The 12,297-nt window shown below is 61.8% G+C and carries 11 protein-coding genes and 2 pseudogenes; 9 read left to right on the top strand and 4 right to left on the bottom strand.

All coding sequences use genetic code 11. The features are described from left to right. The first annotated feature begins 638 nt into the window (after positions 1 to 638). The 6 genes from OM977_RS19780 to OM977_RS17925 all read left to right on the top strand — a co-directional run bounded on the left by OM977_RS19780 (position 639) and on the right by OM977_RS17925 (position 6,163). Positions 639 to 1,022: a homocysteine S-methyltransferase family protein gene (locus OM977_RS19780; protein WP_442960667.1), complete on the top strand. Its 384-nt coding sequence runs from the start codon at positions 639 to 641 to the stop codon at positions 1,020 to 1,022. Next, positions 920 to 1,432 carry a homocysteine S-methyltransferase family protein gene (locus tag OM977_RS17945; RefSeq protein WP_442960735.1) on the top strand — a complete coding sequence of 171 codons (513 nt, stop codon included), beginning with the start codon at positions 920 to 922 and terminating at the stop codon, positions 1,430 to 1,432. The genes OM977_RS19780 and OM977_RS17945 overlap by 103 nt, the downstream gene beginning before the upstream one ends. A gap of 246 nt (positions 1,433 to 1,678) precedes the next feature. Then, positions 1,679 to 1,867 carry a hypothetical protein gene (locus OM977_RS17940; protein ID WP_264355234.1) on the top strand — a complete coding sequence of 63 codons (189 nt, stop codon included), beginning with the start codon at positions 1,679 to 1,681 and terminating at the stop codon, positions 1,865 to 1,867. Positions 1,868 to 2,399: 532 nt separating this feature from the next. Further along, complete coding sequence (locus OM977_RS17935; protein ID WP_264355233.1) at positions 2,400 to 3,488, top strand: hypothetical protein; 1,089 nt, start codon at positions 2,400 to 2,402, stop codon at positions 3,486 to 3,488. Beyond that, entirely contained in the window at positions 3,485 to 4,090 is a 606-nt protein-coding gene (locus OM977_RS17930; protein WP_264355232.1) for a hypothetical protein, read from the top strand. Before OM977_RS17935 ends, OM977_RS17930 begins: the two co-directional genes overlap by 4 nt. Before the next feature lie 15 nt (positions 4,091 to 4,105). After that, positions 4,106 to 6,163, top strand: coding sequence for a hypothetical protein (locus OM977_RS17925; RefSeq protein ID WP_264355231.1), 2,058 nt, complete (start codon positions 4,106 to 4,108; stop codon positions 6,161 to 6,163). 489 nt (positions 6,164 to 6,652) lie between these two features. Here OM977_RS17925 and OM977_RS17915 read toward each other — a convergent pair. Further along, positions 6,653 to 7,206: pseudogene (locus OM977_RS17915) on the bottom strand (SCO1664 family protein); the annotation flags it as partial. Positions 7,207 to 7,557: 351 nt separating this feature from the next. After that, the gene (locus OM977_RS17910) at positions 7,558 to 7,875 is read right to left on the bottom strand and encodes a hypothetical protein (protein WP_264355230.1); all 318 of its coding nucleotides are present in this window, start codon (positions 7,873 to 7,875) and stop codon (positions 7,558 to 7,560) included. A gap of 193 nt (positions 7,876 to 8,068) precedes the next feature. Here OM977_RS17910 and OM977_RS17905 point away from each other — a divergent pair, with 193 nt between their 5' ends. Continuing rightward, the gene (locus OM977_RS17905) at positions 8,069 to 8,671 is read left to right on the top strand and encodes a hypothetical protein (protein ID WP_264355229.1); all 603 of its coding nucleotides are present in this window, start codon (positions 8,069 to 8,071) and stop codon (positions 8,669 to 8,671) included. 173 nt (positions 8,672 to 8,844) lie between these two features. Next, positions 8,845 to 9,474, top strand: coding sequence for a DUF1345 domain-containing protein (locus tag OM977_RS17900; RefSeq protein ID WP_264355228.1), 630 nt, complete (start codon positions 8,845 to 8,847; stop codon positions 9,472 to 9,474). A 394-nt stretch (positions 9,475 to 9,868) separates the two neighbouring features. Here the strand turns inward: OM977_RS17900 and OM977_RS17895 are convergent, their stop codons facing one another. Then, a complete protein-coding gene (locus OM977_RS17895; RefSeq protein ID WP_264355227.1) occupies positions 9,869 to 10,960 on the bottom strand; it encodes a type I restriction endonuclease in 1,092 nt (363 codons plus the stop codon). A gap of 90 nt (positions 10,961 to 11,050) precedes the next feature. Here OM977_RS17895 and OM977_RS17890 point away from each other — a divergent pair. Beyond that, positions 11,051 to 11,155: pseudogene (locus OM977_RS17890) on the top strand (short-chain dehydrogenase); the annotation flags it as partial. A gap of 294 nt (positions 11,156 to 11,449) precedes the next feature. On the opposite strand, the gene OM977_RS17885 reads toward OM977_RS17890, so the two are convergent. Continuing rightward, the gene (locus tag OM977_RS17885) at positions 11,450 to 12,142 is read right to left on the bottom strand and encodes a hypothetical protein (protein ID WP_264355226.1); all 693 of its coding nucleotides are present in this window, start codon (positions 12,140 to 12,142) and stop codon (positions 11,450 to 11,452) included. Positions 12,143 to 12,297: the final 155 nt, after the last annotated feature.

Raw genomic sequence — 12,297 nt, 5'->3', positions numbered from 1 at the left:
CAGTGTCGGGACTAAGCAATTAGCCTGTGACGGAGTTGGTGTCGCTTCTGCGCGAACAAGTGTTGTGCATAATTCGTTGGCTAGCTGTGGTACAACCCCGATAGGGCTGACCTGGCGATTGTGCGCAGCCGGTCAGTTGGATCCTGTCGTGCCCTGGGTCCGGCGGGAACACAGCGGAGTAGTTGGGCTTCTGCCGCGCCATGGGGAGAGGGGATTATGCGCTGGTTCTAAGGGGATCGTTCACTGGTCCCCGGTATTTGCAGATTCTGAAATTGATCACTTCTACTTTACATAAGGCCCATTGGTATTCGGTCGTGTAGACCTCCCCGGAAGGTCTCAGATCCACCCATCGTCGTAGTATACGGAAACACGACGCAATGTTAGGCCCCGCCCGTAGTCTGTTTAGACGCCTCGTTTTGCGCTTGATATCGACTCCGTCCCCCGCCCCGTCCGTTCGCAGGAGCTGCTGGGTGCGGTCTACTACCGGGTCGTGATTTGCCGATGGGGCGATGGGCACCATGCCGCAGGGCCGGGACCTGCCGCTCGAGGCCGACTTCCTGGAGCTGGAAGGCTGCAACCAGATCCTTACCGCCACGTGAGCTCATGTCCTCGCGGACATCCATGACGCGTACTTCGCCGTGGGAATCGACGCGGTCGAAACCAACACCTTCGGCGCGAACTGGTCCAACCTTTCCGACACGGCATCGACGACCGGATCGAAGAGCTTCGGAAGGGCACGGAGATCGCCCGTGAGCGCGCCGAGGCGGCAGAAAGAAGACGGCCGGATGCGGTGGGTTTTGGGCTCGATGGGTCCGGGCACCAAGCTCCCCAGTCTCGGCCACACCAGCTACGACTACTTCAAGCAGACCTTCGCCCTGCGGGCCGAGGGCCTCATCGGCGGAGAGCGGACGCATTTCTCATCGAAACCAGCCAGGACGTCCTGCAGACCAAAGCCGCCGTCAACGGCTGCAAGCAGGCCATCGCGAACCGCGGCATCCGGCTCCCCATTTTCGTCGAGGTGACCGTCGCAACCACCAGAAAGGTGCTGATGGGACCCGAGATCGGCGCCGCGCTCACCGCGGTCGATCCGCTCGGCGTCGACGCCATCGGGCTGAACTGCGCCACGGGACCGGACGAGATTAGCGAACACCTCCGCCACCTGTCCAAGCAGTCCTCTGTGGCGATCGTCTGCATGCCCACCGCCGGCCTGCCCGTCCTTCGTGCCAGCGACGCGCACTATCCGCTCTCGCCCACCGGAATCGCCACCGCGCACGAGGAGTTCGTGGGCGAATGCGGCCTCGGTGTGGTGGGCGGCTGCAGCGGTACGAGTCGGAGCACATGGACGCCGTCTTCGAGCGCTTTGCGCACCATTGGCGCGGTCACCAACGGCGGGAGGGGCGCCGACGGCGGCCGCGTTCCCGCCGAGCGTTAAGCCAGCATCGCTTCCTTCTACCATCATGTGAATTTCGACCAGAAGTCGGCGTACTTCGCCATTGGTGAGCGCACCAACGCGAACGGTTCGAAGGAGTTCCGTGCAGCTGGTCACCGCCGGCTCCAAGATCGATGAGGTGACTGGCGAGCCGTTCAAGGGGGAGTGAGGCGGGCATTTCCGTTGCTTGACGCTCCTGCATATGCCGCAATTATGGATGCTCCAACGCGCCGTTACTAGACTCATGCCATGACCACCTATACACCCATTGAACTCGAGTACAAGCTGGGCTACACCGAGGAAACTCGGCCGGGCCGCGTCGTGCGGGCCTATCTCCGCGAGAAGTACCCGCACCACCCTCATGGTCAGCGTTGGGTACTTGATGCGGGCCAAGCGGCTGATGTTCTAGCCAACGTTCCGCCTAACGACGCGCGATGAAGGGTAATTGTGTTGAGCTGCGGAGGAGTGCCTTGGAGAGGTGGGCCGCCGTCGCTCATTTTGCCCGGATGATGGCGGACTTTATGAGGCAGACCCGTGAACCGCTTCCTGGCTCTCCGCTCGCTCAAGTTGATGCCGCTTGCTCGTACGAGCGAGGACGGACTGGTGTAGAAGTTTTCTCTCTGCCGCACTCGAGCACCTGGAATTCTGGGGAGATCAGGTTGCACCGTTGAAATTTCACCCGGAGCTAGAAATACGGCACTCATTTTTGTCGAGCGCCGCGATTGAGTCTTCAGTCCTTCCTGTTTGGGTGCTTGACGCACAGGCAGCGCAGGAATGTACTTGGCGCCACTTGTGCCTTGTGGTGCACGACTTTGAGGAACAACGAAACGGAGACGGGCGGAACCTGATTTCAATTTCCGCCGCGCTTCTACGACACAGCCCCGATTTTCGACCCGACATACAGACTGATCTGTGAGTTCGGTGGCGATGAGAGGGTCGGCGTAAGCACCACCGCAGAATATGCGGTCGCATGGGTTATGGATATGCTGATGCTTTCGAACGGGGCTTGGGGGGCTGGTTGTCAGATCAAATTGCTGTGGTGGGCTCCGGCGACATCGACTTCCGGTTCCTTGAAACGCGATTCGCTGGCCCCGCGGGTGCTCGCGACGCGTTCGAACGACTTATTGCAGACATTGTCGGGATCGTTCATCCCGATGTCCAGGAGGTTCAAGCGAACCCGGGCGATTGGGGCATCGACGCCTACGTCGGCGATCTCGGAAAAGAAGGTGAAGTCCATATCTGGCAGTCGAAGTACTTTATCGACGGGTTCGCTAAGACCCAGCAGGGCGATGTTCGAGACTCGTACAGTTCGGCCCAGAAGGCTGCCCAGGAGAACGGCTACAACATCGCGTCCTGGACGCTCTGCATCCCCTGCGAACTGGATGGTCCGATGCTCACCTGGTGGGAAGGGTGGAAAAAGCGAATGTCCAAGGCGGACACCCTCACGGTGAGCCTTGAGACCGCAGGGCGGCTGCGGCGACGACTCCAGGCATCGGCTGCGGCGGACGTTCGGAACCACTACTTCTCGCCTTTGTTTACGCTGCCGCCGACAACCGCTGACCCCGAAGAGCCACGGGGACTGGAGGAACTTGTCGACAACACCAAGTACGACGGCGCTCTCTTCGTGCGTCAGATGGACGAAGCCGGATTGCCAGAGACTTTCGCTGCCCGAGAGGCGTTCTTCAACGCCGAGATCTTGGAGCGCGAGGTCACCGACAAGGGTATCCAGCTCGAAGTCTCGGCGCTCTCGACATGGCGTGTACGGGTTTCATCGACCTGGTCGACAGCCTTCAACACGGCATGTCAGATGTCGGGGGACCGGCGCTTCCCGCAACTGTATGGCGAGGTACTCGGAGGAATCGAGACAAATCACGCGCAGGAGGCCGCGAGCCTCCGAGCGCACGTCCTCCACGGCGTTGGCCTGCTCCATCAAGCCGTGGACAATGGCCGCGCGGGATGGGTTCGGGACTGGCGTGATGTCGCCAAAGTCCACCTTGCACGGGCCCCGAACAGCGCTTCCAGCCCAAACAACGAGGAAGGAATGGAGGAGGAACCGTGAGCGCCCAGGTTGACCCCAACAACAACGCAGCTTCGACGCTGCGCGCGGAGTCCGTACCCGCTTTTCGGATGGCCCAGATCATTCTCGTCCTGGTGGGCGCACAAGCCCAGGAGAGCAAGCTGGATCTCGAGCGGCTTTCGGTGATTGAGTTCCTATCGGCGAACCCGTACCTCGTGTTGGACACGGATTCTCCCGCCTCTAATGAGTTACGGCTGCAAGGATTTGGCCGCCACTCCATCACCTACGCCTCGCCGAGCCAGCGCTTCGTTTCTCGGCGGGAACGAGTGACTTCGGACATCGCCCAACTGGTCGCTTTCGGGCTTGTGCGACTCACCGTACACGAGGGACAGAGAGTCTTCACCGTTACCGCACTGGGACAGCAATCAGCGGACAGTCTAAGCTCCGTGTACGCCGACGCATACCGGCTCAGTGTCGCGACCGTCGCTCCTCTCGTGATGAAGCTGTCTTCGCCGAAGATGCGAGAGCACCTCGAAACATGGCTTCGGGTGGACCCGATGCTCTTTGACCTCATCGACAGTCCGACAATCGACGAGTTCGGGGCTGAAGCCTCCGGGTTCGCATCGCGCTACATGCTCTTCTAGGAAACGACAACCCCCATGACGAATCTCCCCGCCTTCAATATACGAGCGCTCCGCTTGGTCGGCCCAAATCACTCGTACCGCGTCGACTTCACGGACCCACGCGACGAGGAACTGGTCCGGCCGCTGTCGATTATCGCCGGCGAGATCAGCACTGGTAAGACCACCGTGCTGGAATTCGTCGACTGGTGCCTTGGCGCGAAAGAGCATCCTGAACATGATGAGGTGATGGCGAACGTACGATCCGCTCAGCTTGCCATCGACGTCACGGGACCGGGCGAGGCTAACCCCGCACAGTACGTCGTCGAGAGAGCGCTTGGCACGAAGACAACGAGTGCCTACCTTTACACCGGTAACCTCGACACGATGTCTGGCACACCAGTTCGGTCCTTCACTTCCGACCCCGCCGACGCCGGCTCTCTTTCCCACTATCTCCTGCAGCTGTGTGGTCTCAGCGGACTCCGCCTGGACCAGTCGCCGTCTCAGGCAGACTCGAAAACCAGCGCACTGAGTTTCAGAGACCTCCAGCCGCTCTGGTTTCTCACCAATCGAAGGCTCGACAACGGCGACCTCGCGTACGAAAGACAACCGCACCGTTCCATCAAGCTCAACCAGGTCGTGAATATCCTGTTCGGCGTCTCGGACAACGAGCAGTCGACGCTGTCCCGCGCCGTGGAAGAACTCGGCGCGGAGGAACGGGAGCTCGCGCGAGCTGTCCAGACGCTTCGGACGTTCATGACAGATGCTGGGTTCACCACCATCGAGGAGATCGACCGCGAGTCGGACCGGCTCAGAATCCGGGTAGCTGAGCTTAACGCACAGAAGCGGGCCATCGACGGCAACATCTCCGCCCGCGGCGACTTCACCGCCGAGCTACGTGCGAACTACGCCCGGAGCGAGAAGCAAGCACAGCGCATCCAGACTGAGTTGCGAGACCGGGACACCCTTGCGCGGCGGCTTGAACCTCTCCGCGCTCAGTATGCCGACGAGATCCGACGACTAGATCTCGTCGCTGAATCGCTGAACCTCTTCGACTCGCTCACCGTGGTGACATGCCCGGCATGCCAGAGCAAGCTCCAATCACCGCCCACGGTCGTCGGGAACCAGTGCTCACTGTGCCACTCCCACCTGACCGCAGACGTCACCAATGGCCAGAGCGTTCCCGACCTCAGCACGGAACGACGAAGTCTTGTGCGCCGCCTGAACCAGCTCCTCGAGTTCGCCCTGGAAGTGCGCGCAGAGGGCGACAAGCTTCGGAGGAACCTGGGCGCCGCGAACGCAGCGGTACGAGAGGCGCAATCAGCGCTCGACCGGATCTCCGGCGAAATTATATCGCCCTTCTTGATGCAACGCGACGAAATCCAACAGTCACTCGGTGACACTCGCGTGGAGCTCGCGACGATGCTTCGAGCACGGCAGATGCTGCTGCAGCTGCAGCAAAAGGAAGTGGAACTCCTGCAGACGTCAGCCGCCCTCAAGGAAGCGAGAGCGCGCAAGGCGCGATACCTGAAGAATGCGACGCCTCGCGACACGACCCTCGCCCGCATCGGCGAACGCCTGTTCAACATCCTTGAAGACTTCGGCTATCCGAAGGTTAATCTCGTGCACGTTGACAGGAACCTTGTGCCGTTCGTTCGCGGGCGCCGCTATGACAAGGTGGGTTCTTCTGGGGCCATGACGCTCATCGCACTCGCCTGGGAACTCGCGCTCTTCGAGTTGGCGTTCGAGCAGGGTTCGGGTCATCCCGGATTCGTCATCGTCGACAGCCCCCAGAAGAACCTCGTCCCCGGAGCTGTCACTGCCCCGACTACGCCGGATCCCGGCGCGGACGATGGTGGTGCCGAAATCGGCCTGCTCATCACCGCTCGCAGCCGCAACATCGTGGAGAATATCTACCGCCACGTCGTGAGTTGGCTCGCCAAGCATCCCGGCGCGCAGATTATTTTCGTCGATAACCAACCGCCGTCTGTGGCCGATCAGCACATCGTCGTCCGGTACTCGCAGAGCCCCGATGACCCGCCCTACGGTCTCATCGAGAACGAAGACGGTCACGCTTGGGAAGCCGAGAATCGCTGACAGGTGTTGTGGCTAGTCTGGATCCCGAGGTGTCCATACACACGTGCCCGAAGGCGACTTGGTCATGCCCCAGTAATCTGCAGGCATTGATCTCGCGCGGAAGCTCGAGCTGCTTGACGAGAAAATCAATCGGTCACGGTCGCGGCCCAAGTGCAGCGCGGCAGGGTATTCATCCTCGGTGCGGAACGCCGCCCACGTGCCTGCGGGAACCTCGATCGTGTCGAGATCGTCGGGCGCCGGGGGCGTGCCGGAGACGCTGTCGACGTCGGCGCTCACCTGCAGCAGGCCGGCAGGTTCGGTGTCGCTCAGCCCTTTGAGACGCGTGCTTTGCGCCGGCAGGGAGGCGATGTGGGCTTAAATGTGCGGGTTGATGCCTAAAGTTGCACTCGTACTCGGAAGATAACTCGGCACCCAGCGCTTCCGGTACTCGCCCCGACATGCGGTCCATTATTGGCGTGGGCGGCACATGGAACCGGTGTCCCCTCGCCCTTACACCAGCGGCCAGGGGTAACGCCTGCCGGTGGGGTCAACCGGCAGCACGCGTGTGTGCAGCAGGCGCCGGACGCGGTGCTGCAGGGCGGCGGCCTCTTCGACATCGAGGAGAGCGGCCACCTCTTGAGGCGCGTCAGCTGCAAGCGGTGCGATGTCTTCGAGCAGGGCATCGGGGATGGGATCGCCGGCGAAGTCCCAGATCACGGTGCGCAGTTTGAAGCTGGCTGAGAAGCAGAGGCCGTGGTCGATGCCCCACACCCGTCCGTAGTCGCCGCGCAGGACGTGGCCGCTTTTACGGTCCGTGTTGTTGGCGATGTAGTCGAACAGGGCGATTAGGGCAAGTTCGCGGTGGGTCTCGGGGGCGTCCTCGTGCAGGGTGAAGTAATGCTCCTGGAAGTCGCACTCGATGAACCACTGCAGCGAACCGATCCCCAGGGGGCATCATCGCGAATGACCGTCAAAGGCACGATTCCCCACGCCAGGGACTCGCTGAGCAGGTAGGCGGCGCGTTCCCGCCGGTAGAGCCCGGGCTCAAAATCCGAGAGCGGCCTCCAACTGCTCAACCACGCGCTGCACATCGGCTGGGCCATGGTTTCCGGACGCATCGCCGGACGCAACGCGGCCCATGTCCCGAGCCGGCGTGACCTGAGAGTCGCCGCGGGAGTGGCCGTCGGCTGAGTGCTGCCAGGGATTTAATCGGTCGGTGTCACCAGTCGATTCGCTGGTGCGGTGACGTCCACGTCCACCGCGGCGGGCGAGGGAACCTACTTCTCGTCGGCGTTGACGCCCCAGTGCGAGCTGAAGCGCACTGGGGCGTCAATCTTCGTATACCGGATCGCGGCGAAAGGCCAGAGCGCTGCCAGGGGTTGTCAACCGGCCCCAAGCACTAGGAAGCTGCCCGCTCAGACGTCCGTCCATCCTTCACCCTCGTTGAAGACGGAGGTGAGCTTGCCACTGCCGGACTCCAGGCGGCCCTCTTCGTCTTCGAACAACTTGGCCTCTTTGGCCTTGCTGTGGCTGAGGACCAATTCGGCAGCGGTCTTGGCTCCGTCCAGGTCCGCTCCGGTCACGGAACTTCTGGCCGGAAGCTGGTTCACCCGAACCACCGGAGCATCTGTTTCGGTTAATGGAACCGTGTACCCGGACTCCTGGTCACTGACAGGGATCTCCGCTCCCTCTTGTCCTTCCGTGGGGATGCTGTATTCGATGTAGAAGGTCATTCCTCCACCCTTCCAGATCACGTGTGCCACGCCAAGGGCCACCGTGAAAGGGTCGGTAGGAACCTATTCCGTATCTTCTGAGTTTTCCAGTAGTCCCCGCTGGCGAGATCAGCTGACTTGGAGGCTTCCGGCGGAAGCGGGTCAGTGGCCGGCGGAACGTCGCTCGGGCGTGAGGGAGTCAGGGCAACGGGAGATGCGATCCAGACTCCCGGCACGCCGTCGTCGGCCTGACCAAGAACTCGTCCGTGATGTACGGGTCCAGGGCCTGCGCTTCAAAGCCGTGGCGCCCGGCCCCTCTATCACCAACATCGTGGCCAACTGGGGATCCCAGCTCGCGGCGGAACGCCTCGGCCCGCTGATGCAGGCCACCGTCCCCACGCCGGCCACCGCTGCGCAGCTCGCCGCCTCCATCACCTTCCTGCTCAGCGACGACGGCACCAACATCAACGGCGCCATCCCTGCCTCCGACGGCGACTGGTCGGCACTGTTGGGTAGCGGCGCCCCAGGCAAGCGGACGACGGCGGGAAGTCCCGCCGTCGTCTGCTGGTGTGAACCTGCTTCTGGTTGCGTGGAGTCTGGCTGGCGGAGGGGATGGCGCTACAGAGCGCCTGTGACCGTTGGGCGGGAGGGGGAGACGTGCTCTCTCCGCTCCCGAAGTGCTGACGATCCAGTTGGGCACCGGATCGCGTGGCGCAAGGGAACCCACAAGTTCCCGGGGCATCCGGTAACCTCTCGGATCGCTCTGGTCCTCCAAGCGGATTGCGAGCCCATCACTTACTCATTGAAATCATCATGAAGGACCCGGGCATGTCCGCGTACAATCGGGGGCAGTGAACCGCCCGGTTCCTTGTGCACACAAAGGCGTCCGTAGGTCCTGAGATATGCCGTGATGTTTAGATTCGCTCTGACCCAGGCGGCAGGCCAACGGACCCCTTCATGGTCAATCGAGGCTGGAGGGAAACTTCTTCAATGTCGCACTTAGATCGCAAGGCGCTAGTCTCGGCCGTTATCGGCCTCGTTATCGCACTCGTTCCGGCGTTGCTCGGTGCTCCCGAACTCGCGCCCTTGGTCGGATGGGCTGTCGCCGGCTGCGTCTTCATGGTCTGGGCGTGGACTAAGGCGTGGCCCGCTGGTCCAGAGGCTACGGGAGAACTCGCCGTCCAGGAAGGTCGGTCTCGACGGCTCGTTGACTCCCTCATCATTGGCGCGACATTCGTCAGTCTCGTGGCGGTCGTCTTTGCATTGATCCGCAGCCAGCAGAAGGACACTATCGGCGTGGCCGCGGCGATCCTGGCGGCTCTCGGCGTGGTGGTCGCCTGGGCTCTCGTCAACACTGTTTACGCGTTCAAATACGCTCGGATGTACTACCACGACGACCGCCATCGCTTCCGCTTCAACCAGGACGAGGACCCGTCGTACAGCGACTTCGCCTACGCAGCATTCTCTGTCGGCATGGCATACAACGCGAGCAACGTGAACGAGTCATCCACTCCCTCCCGCAGGATCGCCCTGGGGCACGCTTTGCTCTCCTACTTCTTCGGCACCTTCGTGGTCGCAGTGGCGATCAACCTCGTCGTCAGCCTCGGCCAGTCCAGTTGACCGCGACACCGGGTGGGTGATGTGCTGCGACGCCGGATCGCTCGACGGCGGCCCCGGACGTTCGGATCAGTGCAGCACGGATTGTGGTCCACGACAGGCAGCGAAAACCACAAGGCCGTGTCGCATCCGCCTCGGAACAGTCGTCGTCGATCCATTCGCCGACCACCTTGTGATCGCGTTGCGCCACAGTCGCGCTCCGAGGTAGAGAAGTCGGCCGGGGCGAGCGCGTCGGAGGAGTGCAGGAATCCCGGCACTCGGCGAGGGCTGGTCCCGCGGCAAAGGAGCGGCACCCAACGCAAGCGGACGACGGCGGAAGGTCCTCCGTCGTCCTTATTCGCCCAGGCTGAGGAAAATTCCCAGAGTGCGCAGGTGCCGGGCCAAGGAGCGGTAGCGTTTAGAGGTAGCTCTTTACGCTCGCGCGGAGGGCTTCCGTGTGCTCGTAGATCTCTTCCAGTGAGCTGATGGGCACCCGCGTCTCTTCTTTGCTTTCGTCGAAGATGCCGATGTACTTCTGCGTGCGGTTGAAGTGCAGACGCGCGATTGGCTTGCGGTTGTTGTCGTCCAGCAGCACCGCGAAGTAGGACTTGGCATCCCTCTGAACCACGCGAGCCGGCTTGACCTCGCTGCAGACGATGGCGCGGACGATCTGATACCCCTCAATTTCCTCCAGCGTCGTCTCCAGGCCGTCCGCCTCAGCCAGATCCGCTTCCGCCACGGGCGCACTGGTGACGCTGGCAGCCGCGGCTGCGTCGTCATTCTGCGGAAAACTCGGGGCGCCAAGGGCTTTCTTCAGGCGCTCGTTCACCTGGTCGTTCAGGAACTGTTTGGACGCCTTGGTTACCAACGAGGTGAACTGCTCACGGACTTTCTGTGTGTAGGGACCGGGGTAGACGCGGCCGGTCAGGAACTTGATCCACTCGTCCTCCGGCTCCTTGAACTGTGCCGCCAAGGTCCTCTTGAGTTCACCGATGTATTTCAGTTCGCCGGCCGCGCTGATGATCGAGTCGAGATCAAAGACGTCTTTGGACAGTTTCTGCAGTTCCGGAATGAGGGACTCGTCGATGTCGCCGAGATCGAGCACGAGGAAGGGCTTGGCGTCCATGCGGTTGGGAGCGTCGAGGTCCGTGAAGAACTGGTACACCTCACCGTTGGTAAGGATTGCGATCCTGGCGTTGGTCACGGCGAAGTACCGGAAGAGCTGGGATGCGTGCTCGATTTTCACTGGTTCCGTGGACTTCTTGCACTCGATCAGGATCTGGACCTCGCCGTCCTTGACGATCGCGTAGTCGATCTTCTCGCCCTTCTTGAGCCCGACATCCGCGATGAACTCGGGAACCACTTCCATGGGGTTGAAGACGTCATAGCCAAGAATTGTCGAGATGAAGGGCATGACAAAGGCATTCTTTGTTGCTTCCTCCGTTTGGATCACCCCTCGCTGTTGGCGCACCTTTGCTGCCAACGCTGAAAGCTTTTCTGCAAACTCCAATTGTCCCCCTATGAATTGATCGTGCTGCCAACCGTAGCGCAGCGCTGTGCCAATTTAGCGAAATAACCGTCGAGGTCGGTTTGAGGCGTTACCGCGGCGCACCTCGCCGCCTCCATCACTTTCCAGCTCAGCGACGACCGCACCAACATCAACGGCGCCATCCTCGCCTCCGACGGCGGCTGGTCCGCGCTGTAGGGGAGCGGCGCCTAACGGAAGCGGACGACGCCGGGGGAGTTCCCGGCGTCGTCCGGCTCGTTTGCCTCTGCTGTCCCCGGGGAAGACCGGCTCCACCGGGTGGGTTCCCGCCGGCGCGGAGCCGGTCACTTCAGTCGCTCGACCGGATTTAGTCCGTTCCGGGCCGGTGCAAAAGTATCAGTCGTCCGTGCCCTGAGCCTGCACGTATTCATCGGTGCTCTCCTTCCGGACCGGGTCGTTTCCTGTGGCAACAGCAGTATCGAGATCCCGCGGTTCGACTCGGACCCTCGCGTGCTAGCGGTACGGCGGGTAGTACAGATCCTGAGCGCGCCGGGTGCGCACGCCGTCGCGATGCGGTCCGCTGACGACGTCACCGTCAGGAGTTAGAAGTTGCGAGGACCGACGTCTGCTGCGAACGATACCGCCCCTAACGACTAACTGCTCGATCACTTTCCACGCTTCAGCACTGCCATCGGACCAGAAGTCGCCCCCGAAAGTCCACCACCCCAGGTGGTGGCTTTCGACGACGATGAGATGGCCGCTGATGATGTGGACCTTGAGCGGTATTGAACCGGAACGCCGCGGCCGCACCGTCAGGCTCAGATCAAACTCTGGCTGCTCCGTTGCCACATCGATCTCACCATCGCTTCCCACCAGCGCGATAAGTCGGGCCGCGAAAACATCCCCAACACTGGGAGCCAGCAAGAACCTTTCCTGATATCTCTCGAGCAAAGCGATCGCCTCATCAACATCGGAGTCCCAGTCAAACTCCCACCGCCAGGGGTAAACATGTGGATACGGGCCGGGTGAAATTGCGACCACCAGCCACTGTTCACCGATCACAGACAGATCGCCCACCCGGAAGCTGGGTAGTCGATAGGTATCCGGGGCGATCAGTTCCTCCGTAACGGCAGCACCGAAGAGTTGCCGCGCCCGGAGCATCAGGCGATTGAATGCTGCCAGGTGGGCATCAGGAATAGGGGGCACATGCCCATTCTTGCCTACGCACTGGGCGTCTACATCGGAACGGCCTCCTCGATCCTGGCTCCTAGGAAAATCGGCAGCCGAGCTCGCGGACAGGAATGATGGGCTCCGTCGCTACCTTAGGGCCCATGCCATCAACGTGACCCAGCGTGCGAAAG

This window comes from Pseudarthrobacter sp. MM222 (assembly GCF_947090775.1).
GTDB lineage: Bacteria > Actinomycetota > Actinomycetes > Actinomycetales > Micrococcaceae > Arthrobacter.
Note: the sequence above shows the minus strand (reverse complement) of the source record. Positions and strands in the feature narration are given on the sequence as shown.

Coding starts and splice junctions, on each gene's coding strand:
- OM977_RS17940 (WP_264355234.1), top strand. CDS start 1,679: ATGACCACCTATACACCCATTGAACTCGAGTACAAGCTGGGCTACACC.
- OM977_RS17935 (WP_264355233.1), top strand. CDS start 2,400: ATGGGTTATGGATATGCTGATGCTTTCGAACGGGGCTTGGGGGGCTGG.
- OM977_RS17925 (WP_264355231.1), top strand. CDS start 4,106: ATGACGAATCTCCCCGCCTTCAATATACGAGCGCTCCGCTTGGTCGGC.
- OM977_RS17910 (WP_264355230.1), bottom strand. CDS start 7,875: ATGACCTTCTACATCGAATACAGCATCCCCACGGAAGGACAAGAGGGA.
- OM977_RS17905 (WP_264355229.1), top strand. CDS start 8,069: ATGCGATCCAGACTCCCGGCACGCCGTCGTCGGCCTGACCAAGAACTC.
- OM977_RS17900 (WP_264355228.1), top strand. CDS start 8,845: ATGTCGCACTTAGATCGCAAGGCGCTAGTCTCGGCCGTTATCGGCCTC.